This window comes from Streptomyces sp. NPDC031274, from assembly GCF_055570235.1.
Window position 1 is genome coordinate 101671 of record NZ_JBVIHP010000018.1, and the last position, 15716, is coordinate 117386.

Annotated in this window: 16 protein-coding genes; 11 read left to right on the plus strand and 5 right to left on the minus strand. The window is 69.3% G+C overall.

What is annotated here, in order from left to right:
* The first annotated feature begins 6 nt into the window (after window positions 1–6).
* The 6 genes from ACZ5CR_RS27240 (at window position 7) to ACZ5CR_RS27265 (ending at window position 3839) form a co-directional block, all read left to right on the plus strand.
* Entirely contained in the window at window positions 7–1080 is a 1074-nt protein-coding gene (locus ACZ5CR_RS27240; protein ID WP_468861961.1) for a type II secretion system F family protein, read from the plus strand.
* Window positions 1077–2012: a type II secretion system F family protein gene (locus ACZ5CR_RS27245; RefSeq protein WP_389912526.1), complete on the plus strand. Its 936-nt coding sequence runs from the start codon at window positions 1077–1079 to the stop codon at window positions 2010–2012. The genes ACZ5CR_RS27240 and ACZ5CR_RS27245 overlap by 4 nt, the downstream gene beginning before the upstream one ends.
* Before the next feature lie 79 nt (window positions 2013–2091).
* A complete protein-coding gene (locus ACZ5CR_RS27250) occupies window positions 2092–2343 on the plus strand; it encodes a hypothetical protein (protein WP_453536058.1) in 252 nt (83 codons plus the stop codon).
* Between the two features lie 103 nt (window positions 2344–2446).
* A complete protein-coding gene (locus tag ACZ5CR_RS27255) occupies window positions 2447–2830 on the plus strand; it encodes a TadE family protein (protein WP_389912520.1) in 384 nt (127 codons plus the stop codon).
* Between the two features lie 113 nt (window positions 2831–2943).
* Window positions 2944–3378 carry a TadE/TadG family type IV pilus assembly protein gene (locus tag ACZ5CR_RS27260; RefSeq protein WP_468862163.1) on the plus strand — a complete coding sequence of 145 codons (435 nt, stop codon included), beginning with the start codon at window positions 2944–2946 and terminating at the stop codon, window positions 3376–3378.
* A gap of 2 nt (window positions 3379–3380) precedes the next feature.
* The gene (locus ACZ5CR_RS27265; protein WP_468862165.1) at window positions 3381–3839 is read left to right on the plus strand and encodes a pilus assembly protein TadG-related protein; all 459 of its coding nucleotides are present in this window, start codon (window positions 3381–3383) and stop codon (window positions 3837–3839) included.
* A gap of 145 nt (window positions 3840–3984) precedes the next feature.
* Here ACZ5CR_RS27265 and ACZ5CR_RS27270 read toward each other — a convergent pair whose 3' ends face one another.
* Window positions 3985–4350 (minus strand): VOC family protein, encoded by a 366-nt coding sequence (locus ACZ5CR_RS27270; RefSeq protein WP_468861963.1) that lies wholly within the window; start codon window positions 4348–4350, stop codon window positions 3985–3987.
* A 72-nt stretch (window positions 4351–4422) separates the two neighbouring features.
* On the opposite strand from ACZ5CR_RS27270, the gene ACZ5CR_RS27275 reads away from it, so the two are divergent.
* Together ACZ5CR_RS27275 and ACZ5CR_RS27280 are read left to right on the plus strand one after the other, a co-directional pair.
* The gene (locus ACZ5CR_RS27275; protein ID WP_468861965.1) at window positions 4423–4878 is read left to right on the plus strand and encodes a MarR family winged helix-turn-helix transcriptional regulator; all 456 of its coding nucleotides are present in this window, start codon (window positions 4423–4425) and stop codon (window positions 4876–4878) included.
* A 293-nt stretch (window positions 4879–5171) separates the two neighbouring features.
* On the plus strand, window positions 5172–5720 hold the full coding sequence (locus ACZ5CR_RS27280) for a DUF1062 domain-containing protein (RefSeq protein WP_468861966.1): 549 nt from the start codon (window positions 5172–5174) through the stop codon (window positions 5718–5720).
* A gap of 147 nt (window positions 5721–5867) precedes the next feature.
* Here ACZ5CR_RS27280 and ACZ5CR_RS27285 read toward each other — a convergent pair whose 3' ends face one another.
* From ACZ5CR_RS27285 to ACZ5CR_RS27300, 4 genes are all read right to left on the minus strand, one after another.
* A complete protein-coding gene (locus tag ACZ5CR_RS27285) occupies window positions 5868–7445 on the minus strand; it encodes a PstS family phosphate ABC transporter substrate-binding protein (RefSeq protein ID WP_468861968.1) in 1578 nt (525 codons plus the stop codon).
* 265 nt (window positions 7446–7710) lie between these two features.
* Window positions 7711–8055, minus strand: coding sequence for a hypothetical protein (locus ACZ5CR_RS27290; RefSeq protein WP_468861970.1), 345 nt, complete (start codon window positions 8053–8055; stop codon window positions 7711–7713).
* 281 nt (window positions 8056–8336) lie between these two features.
* Window positions 8337–9407, minus strand: a complete 1071-nt coding sequence (locus tag ACZ5CR_RS27295) for a hypothetical protein (protein ID WP_468861972.1) — start codon at window positions 9405–9407, stop codon at window positions 8337–8339.
* A gap of 2 nt (window positions 9408–9409) precedes the next feature.
* Complete coding sequence (locus tag ACZ5CR_RS27300) at window positions 9410–10039, minus strand: hypothetical protein (RefSeq protein ID WP_468861974.1); 630 nt, start codon at window positions 10037–10039, stop codon at window positions 9410–9412.
* 550 nt (window positions 10040–10589) lie between these two features.
* Here ACZ5CR_RS27300 and ACZ5CR_RS27305 point away from each other — a divergent pair.
* The 3 genes from ACZ5CR_RS27305 to mqnC all read left to right on the plus strand — a co-directional run bounded on the left by ACZ5CR_RS27305 (window position 10590) and on the right by mqnC (window position 15713).
* Window positions 10590–13583 (plus strand): BTAD domain-containing putative transcriptional regulator, encoded by a 2994-nt coding sequence (locus ACZ5CR_RS27305; protein WP_468861976.1) that lies wholly within the window; start codon window positions 10590–10592, stop codon window positions 13581–13583.
* A 105-nt stretch (window positions 13584–13688) separates the two neighbouring features.
* Window positions 13689–14414, plus strand: a complete 726-nt coding sequence (locus tag ACZ5CR_RS27310) for a prepilin peptidase (RefSeq protein WP_468861978.1) — start codon at window positions 13689–13691, stop codon at window positions 14412–14414.
* A 99-nt stretch (window positions 14415–14513) separates the two neighbouring features.
* The gene (gene mqnC / locus ACZ5CR_RS27315) at window positions 14514–15713 is read left to right on the plus strand and encodes a cyclic dehypoxanthinyl futalosine synthase (protein WP_468861979.1); all 1200 of its coding nucleotides are present in this window, start codon (window positions 14514–14516) and stop codon (window positions 15711–15713) included.
* The last annotated feature ends 3 nt before the right edge of the window (window positions 15714–15716 follow it).

Genomic DNA, 15716 nt, shown 5'->3' on the forward strand with positions numbered 1-15716 from the left:
CACGACATGAACTCACTCGGCTCGATGGGCGGCCTCTTCTCGCTGCCCGTCCTGTACGCACTGGGCTGCGGCATCGCGGTAGGCGGTGGCCTCGCGGTCCTCGCGATCGCGGTGCGCGGTCTGCCGGTGAAGCCCGAGCACGAGAAGCAGCGGGCCAGCGAGCGGATGAGCGAACTCATCCGGTTCGCGGGCCAGCGCGGCTCGCTCGCCATCGGCGTAGGCCTGGTGGTGCTGCTTCTGACGCGATGGGCGGTCGCGGGCATCGCGTCCGGCATCCTCATCTTCTTCTGGGACAAGCTGTTCGGCGGCGCGAAGGAGGAGCGCGCGCAGATGAAGCGCGTCGAGGCCCTCGCCGCCTGGACGGAGTCCCTGCGCGACACCATCGCGGGCGCGGTCGGCCTTGAGCAGGCGATCCCCGCTTCGGCACGCGCCGCGGCGCCGGTCCTGCGCCCGCACCTGGACGCCCTGGTGGACCGGCTGCGTGCGCGTACGCCGCTTCCCGACGCCCTTCAGGTCCTTGCCGACGAGATCGACGACGCGTCGGCCGACATCATCGTGGCCGCGCTGATCCTGAACGCGAAGCTGCGTGGTCCTGGTCTGCGGCAGGTGCTCGGCGCGCTCGCCAAGTCGGCCCGCGAAGAGGTCGACATGCGCCAGCGCGTGATGTCGCAGCGGGCGTCGACGCGGCGTTCGGTGCAGATCGTGGTCGCGGTGTCGATCGCGTTCGTACTCGGCCTCTCCATCTTCAACCGCGACTTCGTCTCGCCCTACGGCACGGCGGTCGGGCAGCTCGTACTCGCCTGCGTCTGCGGCCTGTTCGCACTCGGCTTCTGGTGGCTGCGCAAGCTCTCGACGGTCGAGACCCCGGACCGCTTCCTGGTCAGGGACGAGCCTGGCGTGCAGTTCGTGCGTCCGCGGGGTCCGGGTGCCGCGGGTGGCGCGGCTGCCGGTTCGGGTGAGCAGGCGCCGCTGACGGGCCCGGCGGGTCCGTACGGCCAGCCCGGCCATCCGCAGCCGGGTTCGGGTCCGGGTCAGCCTGGTCAGCCGGGCTATTCGAATCCTGAGGGGGTACGTCGATGAGCCTGACGATGCCGATAGTGATCGGCGCCATCATGGGCCTGGGCATCTACGCCCTCATCCGTGCCCTGATGCCCTCCAAGCGGAGTGCCGTCGCCACGGTCGCGCGGATCGACGCGATGCGGGCGCGGGGTGCGGCGTACGAGTCGCACCGCGCCTCCTCCGAAGACACCAAGGGCGACAAGGGCCGGCTCGGTTCGGCTCGCGCCCGCGTCGGCACGCGGGTCGCCGACTTCTACTTGCAGCAGGGCTGGGAACAGCGTTCGCTGCGCGCCGACCTCGCGGTGCTCGATCGCAGCTGGGAGAAGTTCCTGGCGACGAAGACACTGCTCGCGGCCGCTGGCGTCTTCTTCGGACCGTTCCTGTTCGCCGTCATCTGGACGCTGGGGGTCGGCAGCAGCCCGATCATCCCGGTCTGGCTGGCCCTCATGTTCGGCGCACTGTTCTTCTTCCTGCCCGACCTCGAGGTGCGCCGCGACGCCGCTGAGAAGCGACGCGACCTGCGCCGCGTCATCGGCGCCTATCTGGACCTGGTGTCGATGAGCCTGGCGGGCGGCCGGGGTCTTCCCGAGGCCCTGATGGCGGCGGCGGAGATCTCGGACGGGTGGGCGACGCAACGTATCCGGAACGCTCTGGCCGACGCCCGGATCACCGGCATCAGCCAGTGGCAGGCCCTTGGCACCCTGGGCGAGGAACTGGGCATCGAAGAGCTCAAGGACCTGTCGGCCTCGCTCGCCCTGGTGGCGGACGACGGCGCGAAGGTGCGCGAGTCGCTCGCCTCCCGCGCGGAGACGATGCGGCACCGCGAGATGGCCGAGATCGAGGGCAGCGCGGGCGAGAAGTCCCAGTCGATGCTCGTCGCCCAGCTCCTTCTCTGCGCCGGCTTCCTGGTCTTCCTCATCTTCCCGGCGGCCATGCGCGTGTTCCAGGTCTAGCGACCGCCACGGCGATGGACGGGCCGGCGGACGGCGGCGGCCCGGGACCCTCCCCCCACTCCTGAAAGGACAACTCACCATGAACGGACGGAACTTCAGTACCGGCAACCCCGGTCTGGACCTCGTGATCACCTTCCTGCAGGGCCGCGTGCAGCGTGCCCGCTCCGGCGAGCTCGACCGTGGTGCGTCCGCGGTCGAGTGGGTCATCATCTCGGCGGTCGTCGTGGCGATCGTCGGCGTGGTGGCCGCGATCATCAACACCGCGCTCAAGGGCGGCGCCGACAAGGTCGGCGACTGCATCGAGGGTGCGGACGCCGGCAAGACCTGCTGATCAATCGGTTACCGGGGAACGAAGGCGGGGACGAGTGCGCGGGTGCGTGAAGCGATGGGTACGCCGCAGGGTGGAGGCAGCCTCCACCCGCGGTGAATCCGGCATGACCGCGATCGAGTTCGTGCTGCTCACTCCGGTCCTCTTCTTCATGATCTTCGCGACGGTGCAGTTCGCGCTGTACTTCTTCGCGGACCACGTCGCCCAGGCGGCGGCCCAGGCGGGCGCGCGCAAGGCCCGTGCGACGGCCGACGAGAACCCGGGCGGCTGGCGGGGCAACTCGCGCGACGTGGTCGACGCCTACATCCAGCAGCTGGGGCCGCAGTTGGTGCTCGGCCCCGACGTGAAGACGATCCAGCCGAAGGCGAACACGGTCGGGGTGGAGATCACCGCGAACGTACCCTCGGTCTTCCCCGGCCTCGACCTGACGGTGCACGCACAGTCCTCCGGCCCGGTGGAGCGGTTCGTCGAGGAGGGTGAGGGCGGCTGATGAGGAACGTACGGGCACGGGCACGTGCCATGCGTCGGCGCCGCGCGCTCGACCTCGGGGCGCAGGGCCTCGGGGCGCTCGACCCCCGGGCGGACGACCCCCGGGCGGACGACCTGCGGGCGGACGACCTGCGGGCGGACGACCTCAGGGCGGACGATCGGGGCCTGTCGACCATCGAGGTGGTCATTCTCGCTCCCGTGATGATCCTCTTCATCCTGGTCCTGGTGGCCTTCGGCCAGCTCGTCGACGGCCGAGGAGCCGTCGACGGAGCGGCACGGGACGCGGCGCGCGCGGGCTCGATCCAGAAGGACCAGGGCACGGCGATGGCCGAGGCGAAGGCGGCAGCGGAGGCGGACCTCGCCGACGTCTGCTCCGGACCGGTCGACGTCCGCAAGACGAGCGCGGGCTTCAGCGCCGAGGTCGACCCGTTCTTCACGGTCGAAGTGAGCTGCAAGGTGAGGGGCTTGGACATGCTCGGTCTCGATGTGCCGACCACACTGACGGCCAGCTTCAGCTCCTCGCTCGACCCGTACCGGAGGTCGGTGTGAGCATCGTTCCCGTCGTACGGGACTGGGTCGCCGTCCGCCGCGCACGCCTCGACGACCGTGGCTCGGGCGCGGGCGCCGTCATCATCTTCGCGCTCGTCTTCCTCTCGCTCTCGGCCTTCGTCATCGACGGCGGCCTGTCCATCTCCAAGCGGGAGCGGGCAGCTGACATCGCCGAGCAGGCAGCGCGTTACGCGGCGCAGGACGTCGACCGCGAGGGCATCTACGAAGGTGTCAAGGGCGCGCCCATCAACTACGAGAACTGCGGCGCGCGAGCCCAGGCCTACGCCCGCTCGACGGACATGAACGGCGCCGACGTCGCGGCGACGCACTGCGTGACGGCGAACGCGAATCAGGTCGAGGTCGAGGTCCAGCTGACCTACAGCCCGGTCTTCACCGGTCTGTTCTACGGCGGCGACGTGACGGTGCGGGGCAGCGCGATCGCGGAGAACGAGGTCGGCTGAGGTCCGGTCGGGCGGTGCGCGATAGGCGAACCGCAGTGCTCCCTCAAGGGGGGCCCGGCTCTCCAGGGGCCACGCTTTAGGAAGTTCCGGGCCTGGCGCAGGTCGTGCCTGCCGCGCACCGTCGACCGGGCGTGATGCGCCTCTGTCATCCGGCGTTGTGCAGGGTGAGGCGGTAGCCGTCGGGGTCGGCAACGGTGAACATGCGCCCGAAGGGGCCGTCCACCGGTTCCCCCTCCGCCTTCGCGCCGCTCGCCGTCACCGTCTTGTGGAGAGTGTCGACGTCGTCCACGCGGATCCAGAGCGTCACGCCGTGTCCGGCGGTTCCCGGCTGCGGGGTGACGTCGGTGCGCAGTGCCATGGAGACCGGCTGGGTGGTGATGAGCTGCACGCCGGGCGGGCTGGACGGCGCGGCGGGAAGGCCCAGCGTGTCGCAGTAGAACGCGTAGGAACGGTCGATGTCGCTGACCTGAAGAGATACGAAGTCCAGGCCGGTGGGGTTGGTCGTGCTCATGGGGAGTCCTCCAGAACGATCAAGGCGGCAACGATTAGGGGGCTAATGGTTGGTCAACGTAGCATGCAGATCATGGATGCGCACTTTGATCCCTCCGCCTCGCTCGGATTCGCCGTCAAGCGCCTGCAGCAGGCCATGCGTCGCGAGATGGACACCAGGTTGGCCGCGCACGGGCTCACCGGGCCCCAGTACACGGCGTTGAACCTGCTGACCAGGAGCCCCGGCATGAGCAACGCGGAACTGGCGGGGCGGGCCTTCGTCACCGCGCCCACCATGCTGCGCGTCATCGACGCCCTCGTACGCGCCCGACTCGTCCACCGTGCCGACATGACCGGCCGCCACCGCACCCTGTCGCTCACCGAACACGGCACCGCCACGCTCGCCAAGGCGTCCAGCGAGATCGAAGGCATCGAGGACACCCTGCGCGCCCGACTCGACTCGCCGGAGCAGTGGCGGGAGATTCATGTCTGGCTCACCCGTGCCGCCGAAGCGCTCGAGGCGTCGCCGTCGGCGGACGTTGGCGAGTGAGAGCGGCGGCGGTGGGGCGCTGTAGAGCCGCGGTAGGGCGCTGCAAAAGTCGGTGGGGAGCCCATTGGAACCGGTGTAAAGCCGGTGGGGCGCTGCGAAACCGGTAGGGCGCTGTAAAACCGGTGGAGCGGCGCCGCTGTGCGCCGCTACCGTGCTGCCGAGCCACGTCGTCTAGGCAAGGACGTCCCGTTGTACACCGTGTGAGACCTCCTGAGCGCTGATCTGTCGCGCGTCGCACCTGTGCGCCGCGCTCCTTTTTACTGCGGATTTCTCACTGGAACCGGTGTACTTCTGTGCTCAATAGCTGGGTTGTCATGCCCATGCGCCTGCCACTCGTTCGCCGCCGTTGCCACACCTGCGCCTCCGAGCGCTTCCGGGCAAACGGCAAATTTCGCGTCAACGCCCATCACAAACTCATCGACGCCTGGCTCCTCGTGCTCTGCACCGGGTGCGGGGAGACCGCCAAGCTCACGGTCTTCGAGCGGATGAACGTGCGCTCCGTACGGCCTGAGCTGCTGAACCGGATGCACGACAACGACCCCGCTCTGGCAGCCGAGTTGCTCCAGGATCCGGTCGTGCGGCGCCGTGATCGCGTAGCCCTCGACTGGGACGACGCCTGGCGTCTCGACACCGGCGGATCGGATCACCTGGACCGCGAGGTGATCGACATCTCGGTCCGCTTCGCGGCGCGGATCCCCGTCCGGCCGGTGCGACTCATCGCTGAAGGCTGCGGTCTGTCGCGGGCCGAGGTCGAGAGACTGATCAAGGAAGGGAAACTCGTATCGGCGGTCCGGCTGAGCGGCAAGCTCACCGGCGACTTCACCTTCACGCTCAAGCGCTGATCCCTCTTCGGGGCCGGGGGCCGGGGACCAGGGGCTAGGAGGTGAGGAGCGAGGGGCCTGTCCGGCACGACCACCGGGCAGGCCCTAGTGGCGCCGCGGGCTGACGCCAGACGTTCCCGGCGCAGAGCGTGCGGCACCGACGGAGCGCTACTGACCGACCGGACGGCAGAGCAGCGGCTTCTCCAGTTCCGAGCAGGGGCGGTGGCCGTGGACCGGGAGGCTGTCCTTGCCCGCGCCTTCCGTGAGGTAGCGGAGGAAGCCCGCGGCCACGGAGTCGGCGGGCGGTTCGCCGTAGGTGTAGGCGAACTCCGTCTGCCAGTAGGGGTACGCGCCCGCGTCGGCGCCCTCCACCGTGGCCGGGTAACCGGCGATACGTACCTGCTGGAGGCCTTCGTGGGTGAGCGCGGCGCCCGCCTCGCTGTGACCGAGGGCTCCCGGGATCGAGGCCACGTTGTCCAGCAGGATGCCGGTGTCGCCGACCTCGCAGCGGCCCGGCTTGCTGCGGTCCATGCCCGCGCAGTCCCCCGAGGTGACTTCGAGGAGCTCTTTATCGTCGAGGACTTGGTGGACGAGCGTGGAACGGGTGCCGGAGCCGGGGTGGCGGCTCACGAGGTGGATGGGGACGTTGTTTCCGTTCACCTGACGCCAGTTAGTGATGTCGCCGGAGTAGATCTGACGTAGCTGCTTGAGGGAGAGGTCCTGGACACCGGCGTCTTTGTTGACGGCGAGGGTGAAGAGGGACAGCGCGACGGGGCGGGGGAGGAGTTGGGGGCGGCCGTCGCCCTTTGCGCCGTCCGTGAAGGCGAGACGATCGGGCAGACCGGGCCCCGCGTCCGCAGTCTTGGCCGCCTCGGTTCTCTTCTTGCCCGCCGCTTCCAGTGTGTCGAGGCCCGCGACACTGCCCTTGAACGTGTCGTCCGTGACGGGGATGCGGGCGCCCGTGCACTTCTTGACGTACCGCTTCGCCGCGTCGGTGACGGCGCTCTTGAAGGCGGTGGAGCCGGAGAGTGTCAGCGTGCCCTCGGCGCAGTCCACCGGTGCGGCCTGGGTGGGGGCGTCGTCCCTGGTGAACGAGGTGAAGGACTGGGTGGCGGCGATGAGTACCAGGAGCGCGATGAAGACCATGACGGGCTTCGAGGCGAAGGTGTGGCTCTCGGTCTTCTTGATCCGCCCGCCGCGTACGCCGCCCTTTATGCCCGCGACGACGACAGGGTCGGGGAAGGCCGCGCCGACCGGGAAGTCCGGGTCGCGTTCCAGGACGGCGAGGACCTTGTAGTGGGTGCCGCGGTTGAGGGGGACGCGGGGCAGTTCGATGTGGCCGTCGTCCATGCGCAGCCCTGCGGCGTCGTCGAAGCACGGGCGCAGGTAGTCGTGGCTGAGCTCGGTGACGACCATGCCGTCGACGCGGCGGCCGGGGAAGTTGATCCGGATGCCGACCTGGTCGTCGTCGCGTACGACGTAGTCGGTGGCGTCGATGTGGGTCCAGCCGCTGTTCTGGATGCGGAGCAGGACGAAGGAGGGGTCGGCGAGCGAGGTGCCGTTCTGCTGCATCTGCCGGAGGACTCCGGCGTGCGGGTGGGTGTCCGCGTTCTTCGCGGTGGTGTCCATCTGCACGCGGTAGCCGAGCCGTTTGCGCCCGGCGAAACCGAACTCCCACAGGGCGGCGCCGACGGGTATCGCGAGCCCGAGGGCGGCGACCATCGACTCCCAGGAAAGACCACTCATCACCGAACCGACCCCCGTTGTCCGAACCCAGTTGTGCGGGTGTGGCCAAATTACGAGGGGAGGGGTGAGGTTCCGAGTCAACGCGCGCTGTCTCAGGGAGAGTTCACTGGGCCGCCGCTCGGGGGTGGGCGGTGTTCACCGGGTGTTGGGGCGGGCGTCGCCGTGCGGGCTCCTCCGGAGACGAACGCGGCCGGGCGGCTGGTGGCGGCGCGGGTTCCTCCGGAGACGAGCGCGGCTGGTCGGCTGGTGGCGGGCGGGTGAGTGGCTAGTCGCCCTCGCCCTTGCTCTTCCCCTTGCCGCCCTTCTCCTTCACACCCTCGGAGACGTCCTTCGCGAGCTTGTCGTCCAGCTTCTTGAACTCGCGTACGACCGCGTCGGACATGTCGGCCAGCGCGTCAAGCTGCTGGGTGATGTCCTCGCGGCCGTCCTCCCAGTTGGACTCGAAGTCGTCGAGCGCGTCGTACACGCCCCCGTCGCCGATGTCGTCCTTGTAGGACTCGAAGATCTTCTTCGTCCGGTTCATCCGATCCTTGACGGACCGCAACCGGCTTCCGTAGTCCTCAAGATCGCTGAGCGGGAGTGCGAGGTCGCTCTTGCCTTTACCACCCATGCCTTCGTCTCCCCCTCTTGGTGTTCTGGGTCGCTGCGTGCTCAGTCGAGTATGACCTGTCCGGTGATGCCCGGGGTGGGCCTGTGGACTACTGCGGCGTGTGGCCGTGCCAGCCATACCGGCGCTCCTGCAACTTCCCGCCGTCCAGGCGGATTACGCGTCAGCCCTGTTCCTGGAGCTTGGAAGTCTCGATGTTCAGCCATGGGTCGTCGTGGCGCGTGAAGACGGCCCATGGTGAATGGCGCTGGGTGAGGGGGGGCGCCCAAGGTGGAGCTCCTGGGTCAGCGGTTGATCGACTGGATTTCCTGGACGTCCATGTCCTGGGTTGTCTCGAAGGTGCCGTCGGGCAGGTCGGCTCCGGTGTTCTGGGAGCCTTGCCACGAGATCTCCCAGGTGATCGACGCCTTCAGCTGGTACGGCTTTCCGTCGGTTGCTCGGAGGTACTTGATGCCGCACGGCGGGTCCTGCTTCGACTTGCCCTTGGTGTAGGGCGTGCCGATGCTGCCGTCGTCGTTGATCTCGCACTCGCCGGATGCGGGGAAGGTCTCCGCGTCGCCCGTGCCCGGTTCCAGGTGCAGGCTCTTCGGCTTTGCGGTTGTCTCCGCCCAGAGGCCCGTGTTCGGCAGCTCCGCGCGGACCTTGACGTCCTTGAAGGTGCCCTTGTCCAGCCACACCCAAGTGGGAATGTTCACCGTCGACTTGGCCTCCGGCTTGAGCTCCACCTCGGTGTCGGGGACCTTCACCTTGTCGTAGGCGTACTCGGCGAGCATCTTCGGCGTCGGGGCGTGCGGGATGTCGGGGACCGTTCCCGCGTCCTGCCAGAACATGAGGCGGCCGCAGTCCCATGAGTCCGGATCGCTGTCGTCCGGAGCGACACCGCGCCAGAAGTAGCCGTCCTTGCCGATGTTGTAGTTCTTGTAGCCCTCGGCGTGGCTGTTCTCATCGTCGAAGTTGTCGTCGGCCTCGCCCTTGTCGTAGTGATCGATGAAGATCGCGTCCGACCAGATCTCGTGGATGCCGACGTGGTCGACATCTCCCGCCTCTGCGGCCTTCTTGAGCTGCTCGGGCGTGTAGACGGGCTCGTACCAGCAGGCCGGAGGCTTCCAGTTGGGGTCGATCGGCGCCAGATTCCCCTTCTTGCCGCCGCCGTCGCCGCCGCTCTTGTACGTAATCCTGATCTCGGAGTGCGTGACACCGGCCCCGAGGTTGCCTTTGTCGTCCGCGGTGCCGCCGCCTTCATGGGTCGGCCCGCCCAACGCCAGTGCGGACGACGGGACGAGAGCGGAGACGATCGCCAAGGGGGCGATCACGCGGACGACAGCGGTGCCTATGGTGCTGCGATTGGAGCGCATGATCAGCATCCCCCAGGGGCGGACTCTACCGAGGTGGTCATCCAGACGCCGTTATCACCCTTCTCAAGGGCTGTGCGGTACTGGACCTTGGGGGACTCGCCAGCGGGCGTCCCCTCCTTCTTGCCGGTCTTGAGGTCCTTGCTGAAGCCCTTGCTCTCGTCCACGCAGTAGAAGAGAGTCGCCCGGCCCTTCTCGCGGATCTTCGCCTCGGGGTTGGATGCCGTGACCTCGCCGGTGATCGTCAGCCCCTTGTAGCCTTTGACCCACTCCTCGCCGCTGGTGAGGGCGGACCGGGTGCTGTAGAAGGCCAGGTAATCGGCCTTGGGGTCGGCGTCACCGATCGCGGCGTACGTTCCACGGAGCCGTTCCTTGCCGTCGTTCAGGATCGACTGGATCTTCGGGTCGCTGTCCGTCCAGCCCTGGAAGTCGGCCTTGAAGGACTTGGGGAGCGTGATCTTGGGGCGGTCGACGTCCGAGGACTCCGACGCAGTGGGGGACGGCTTGCTCGACCCCTGGCCCGCCCCCTCGATCTTGTCCGAGGAGTCATCACTCCCGCCGCTCCCGCACGCGGTCAACAGCAGGGTCGCGCTCGCCACCAGCGTGGCGACGATGGGCATAGTGCGACGGGCCACGATTGCAGTCCCCCAGAGTTCGGCAGAGTTCGGCAGAGTTGCGTATGTGTGCAGGCGAGAATGAAGCTGAATGACGCTACCAGGCGTGGGTTATCAGTACTGGTGGGCCTTGTGAAGGTTCTCGCGTTCTGTGCGGTGACGGAAGCGAACAGCAGCGGACGGGTCTCAAGTGCTACGCGGGCGCAGCGATTCCGTGCCGGAACTGTGACTCGCGGGGGTGAATGCCCGGGAATGGCGGTCCGGGGCGGGCAATCGGGGGGCGGAATCGGGCTGGAACCGCGCAGGAAGAGCTGCGCTTACCGTGCAACTCGGGCGTTAACGGTCACCCGGGGAAGTCCTCTCACCGCCCTTGGGGGCCGTTGCCTCTGTCTGACCTTCGGCCCCTTCCGTACCATCGCCTCAGTACGCTCAGCCCACAGCACAGACAGACCGTTGATACGGCTGAAACCGTTGATACGGCTGAAACCGCTGATACGACTGAAACCGTTGATACGGCTGAAACCGCTGTATCTCTATCCGCTCCCTCTCAGAGGACAACAGGACACCCGCCATGGCGCGCACCTCTTCAAGTTCGACAGGCGGCCCGTCGGCTCCACGGAACCGGACGCCGCAGCCGCTGCCCCGGCGTCGACGTTCGTTCGGGGACTTCTTCAAGGCGTTCCTCGCCTTTGTCGCGCTGGCCGCGCTGGTCTTCGGCGTACCCGGCGCCCTCGCCGTCGCCGTGGGGTGGCCGCTTCCGGGCGGTGCGCCCTCCCTTGACTGGTTGCAGCAGGAGATCACGGTCGGGACGTTCATCAACGTACTGACTGTTGTCGTCTGGCTCGCCTGGGCCCAGTTCACCGCCTGTGTGCTGGTGGAGGTCAAGGCCGCGCTCTCGGGTGTCGGTATGCCGGGCCGCATTCCCGGCGCCGGCGGAAGCCAGCTCCTCGCCCGTCAACTCGTCGCCGCCCTGCTCCTGGTGGGCGCCACCGCCGCCAGCTTCGCGCCGGGGCTCTCGCAGTTCGGGCAGTCGCTGGAGGGGAATCAGAAGCCCGCCTCCGCCGCTTCCGCCCAGCAGACGCCCGGTGGTCTCTTCGGGCAGGAGCAGGCCGGGAGCGCCGCCAGTGCCGTCGCCGAGCAGGCCGAGCAGGCAGCCGCCCACGCCGGTGGCAGCAACGCCAAGGACGGGGACACCAAGTACTACCGGATCCAGCCGCCCGAAGGGCGTCACCACGATTCGATGTGGGAGATCGCCGAGCGGCACCTGGGAGACGGTCGCCGCTACAAGGAGATCTACCAGCTCAACAAGGACCGTGAGCAGCCCGACGGATCCAAGCTCTCCGAGGCCAGCCTCATTCGGCCGGGCTGGATCATGGAGATGCCCGCGGACGCGCACGGTGGCGAGCTCGTCGAGATGCCCGACGAGGCGCCCAAGGTCTCGCAGGACGTGAAGGAGCAGATCTCCGACTACGCGAAGTCCGGGGGGCACGCCCAGGAACAGGGCGGCGGGGCCAAGGAGCAGGGTGGCGGTGGGTCCGTCGACCGTGACACCGCCCACATCTCCATCCCCGAGCAGCGGCCCTCCGAGGGTGCCGGGCACGGGCAGCAGGAAGCGCCCGTCGCCAGCAGCGGGAGCGAGTCCGAAGGGTTCTCCTTCGGGTTGCCCGAGGCCCTCATCGGCGCGCCCCTTCTCGCCGCCGGGCTCCTCGGCGCGCTCGGACGCCGTCGGCGCCACGCGCTGTGGCAGTCCGCCATGGGCGCCGTCGGTGGACGCCGCGGCATGGAGCCGCCCACGCCGACCGGTGGCGCCGCCGATGTGCAGGACGCGCTGCTCGTCGGGGCCGACCCCGAGGGCGTACGGCTTCTCGATCTGTCGTTGCGGGGGCTTGCCGCCTCCCTCGCCGAGGAATCGCGCGCTCTGCCGACCGTCTACGCCGCCTGGCTCAGCAACGGCGATCTGCACCTCCAGCTCGCCCAGCCCGCCGGACGGCCGCCCGCCCCCTGGCAGTTGGGGCAGGACCAGACGTTCTGGATGCTGGCACGGACCGACGCCGAGCGGTACGAGGACATGGATACCGCCGCTCCCTACCCGGGGCTCGTGAGTCTGGGAACGCTCGACGACTCGCGGCTGCTCCTCAACCTCGAAGCCGTACCTGGTGTCGTCTCGCTGAGCGGGCGTGAGGCCGACCGCGCCGCCGTCTTCGCCTCCGTCGCCGCCGAGCTCGCCACCAACGGGTGGTCCGACCGCATGACCATCACCCTCGTCGGCTTCGGGCAGGACCTGACGCCGCTCGCGCCCAACCGGCTGCGGCACCTCGACGACATCGAGGCGCTGATCGAGACGATGGAGGCCGAGACGCGGCAGCGGCGCGGAGCCCTGGGGGCCGCCGGGCACGACTCAGTACTTACTGGTCGTACGGGGCCTGCCCAGCACACCCGCTGGGCGCCGCACCTGGTGCTGCTCGCCGCCGAGCCCACCGGGGAAGACGCCGTGAAGCTCGCCGAACTGGCCTCCGACGCGAGCCGGCTGGGCATCGGATACCTCGTCGGCACGGAGTCCGGGGACCTGCCGGGCGCCGCCTGGGAGATGGAGATCACCCCCGACGGCAAGCTGCTCGCCCCGCTGCTCGGGCTCGAACTGGAGGCGCAGGCGCTGCCCGAGGCCCAGCAGAGGGCCGTCGTGGAGCTCTTCGTCGACGCCGACCCGGGCGCGGGCGCGGGCGAGGGCGAGGGACGCACCGGTTCGGGTCGTGGCGCCGCCACCCCGCCGTTCCTCGTCGACGTCACCGAGCAGGGGCGGCCCGCGGTGTACGCGCGCCTCGTCGGTACGTACGAGATCATCGGCCTCGACACTCCGGACGGCGAGCGCAGCCCGCTGATGCACGAGGCGCTCGCGCTGCTCCTGCTGCACCGCGAGGGTGTGCACCCGCGGGTGCTCGCCTCCGCGCTGTGGCCGCGCGGTGTCACCGAGGACGTACGCGACGCGCTCGTCGACCGGCTGCGGGACTGGCTCGGCACCGAGCCGGACGGGGAGGCCCGGCTGCGGGCCGACCGGAGCGGGCGGCTCACGCTCGCCAAGTCCGTCGTGTCCGACCTGGACGTCCTGCGCTCGCTCTACCACGAGGCGACCCAAGGGCGCGGGGCCAACAGCCGGGCCGTGCGGGGGCGGATGCTCACCGACGCCCTGGTGCTCGTACGCGGGCCGCTGCTCTCGGACCGGCCGCAGGGGCGGTACGCGTGGCTCACGCACGAGATCATCGACGCGCAGCTGCCGCTGCTCGTCGCCGACATCGGCCTCGCCCTGTCCGAGTTCCACCTGGAGAAGGGGCGCTCGGAGAAGGCCATCGAGGCGCTGAACGCCTCGCTGAACTCCGCGCCGGGGGACGAGCGGCTCTGGAACGAGCTGCTGCGGGCGACCCACGCCGTGGGCGATCCGGCGCGGCTCCAGCAGGTTGCCGCTGACCTCGTCGCCCGGAGCGGGGCGAGGGGCGTGCCGCCTCGGACCGAGGCTCTCCTCGACGAGCTGCTTCCTGCCTGGCGCAGTGGGCTTTCCGCCGTCGGGTAGTGCCGCCGCTGCGGGGGTGGGGCGGTTTCCAGGCCGCCGCTTCGCGGCGGATCTCTCCCTCCCCCCCGTCCATCTCTCCGTATCTCCGCGTCTAGAGGGTGAACGTTGGACCCGCTCCTGTACGTCGTCGTCGGCGGCGCCCTCTGGGGCGCCCTCGCCGGGCTCCTCGTGCCCCGTGCCGTCTACCGGCTCTCCGTGCCGCCCGACGAGGCGTGGCGGGACAGCTGCCCCGACGGGCATCCCGTCGGCGGCTGGGTCGGGCTCCCGCGGTGTGCGGACGGGACGCACATCGGGCCGCGCACCCTCACCGTCTCCCTCGCCACCGCCTTCGTCTGCGCCGCCCTCGCCGCCGCGACGGGCCCGCGGCCCGAGCTCGCCGTCTGGCTGCTGCTCGCGCCCTTCGGCGTGCTGCTCGCCGTCGTGGACTTCGGTGTGCACCGGCTGCCCGACGTACTCACCCTGCCGCTCGCCGTCGCCGCGCTCGTCCTCCTCGGGGGCGCCGCGCTGCTTCCCGAGCACGCCGGTTCCCTGGTGCACGCGCTGTACGGGGGGCTCGGGCTCGGCGGCGCGTACTTCGTGCTCTTCCTCATCAGCCCGAACGGCATGGGCTTCGGCGACGTGAAGCTGGCGCTGAGCCTGGGTGCCGTCCTGGGCTGGTACGGGTGGGGCGCGGTACTGCTCGGCACCTTCGCCGGGTTCCTGCTCGCCGCCCTGTACGGGGGGTGGCTCGTCGTCGCCCGCCGCGCCGGGCGCAAGACGGCGATCCCGTTCGGGCCCTTCCTGATCGGCGGGGCGTTCTTGGGGCTGCTCATCGGGGCGTACGCCGCCTGACGTGCCGATCCGGGCGTACGCCGCCTGACGTCGGGTGGGCGGACCCCCTGGCGTACGCTGATTCAGTCCGTCCAGAACCCTTACGAAAGGGACGCCCCGGTGACCGAGAAGGCCGACCTTCAGTCCGTGCTCGACCGTGCCGCCGCAGGTGGGCGGATCACTGAGGAAGAGGCGCTCGACCTCTACCGCGATGCCCCGCTGCACGCGCTCGGCGCCGCCGCGGACGCCATCCGCCGCCGCCGTTACGCCGGGACCGAGCACATCGCGACGTACATCATCGAGCGGAACATCAACTACACCAACGTGTGTGTGACGGCCTGCAAGTTCTGCGCCTTCTACGCGGCCCCGAAGGACACCAAGAAGGGCTGGACGCGCGACCTCGACGACATCCTGCGGCGCTGCGCCGAGACCGTCGAGCTCGGTGGCACGCAGGTCATGTTCCAGGGCGGGCACCACCCGGACTTCGGTGTCGAGTACTACGAAGAGCACTTCTCCGCGATCAAGAAGAACTTCCCGCAGCTGGTCATCCACTCCCTCGGCGCCTCCGAGGTCGAGCACATGGCCCGCATCTCGAAGGTCTCCGCCGAAGAGGCGATCCAGCGGATCCACGCCGCCGGGCTCGACTCCTTCGCCGGTGCCGGTGCCGAGCTGCTCCCGGCCCGCCCGCGCAAGGCCATCGCCCCGCTCAAGGAGAGCGGCGAGCGCTGGCTGGAGATCATGGAGATCGCCCACAATCTCGGCGTCGAGTCGACGTCCACGATGCTCATGGGCACGGGCGAGACCAACGCCGAGCGCATCGAGCACCTGCGGATGATCCGCGACACGCAGGACAAGACCGGTGGCTTCCGGGCCTTCATCCCGTACACGTACCAGCCTGAGAACAACCACCTCAAGGGCCGGACCCAGGCCACCATCTTCGAGTACATCCGCATGATCGCGATCTCGCGGATCTTCCTCGACAACGTGGCCCACATCCAGGGTTCCTGGCTGACCACCGGCAAGGAGGCCGGCCAGCTCACCCTGCACTACGGGGCGGACGACCTCGGCTCCGTGATGCTGGAGGAGAACGTCGTCTCCTCCGCCGGCGCCAAGCACCGCAACAACCTGCGCGACATGATCGACATGATCCGCACCGCGGACCGCGTCCCGGCCCAGCGCGCCACGACGTACGAGCACCTCGTCGTGCACGACGACCCGGCGAACGACCCGACCGACGACCGCGTCGCCTCGCACATCTCCTCCACGGCGATCGAGGGCGGCACGGCCCACCCCGAGCTCAAGCTCCTCGCCAGTAACTGAGGC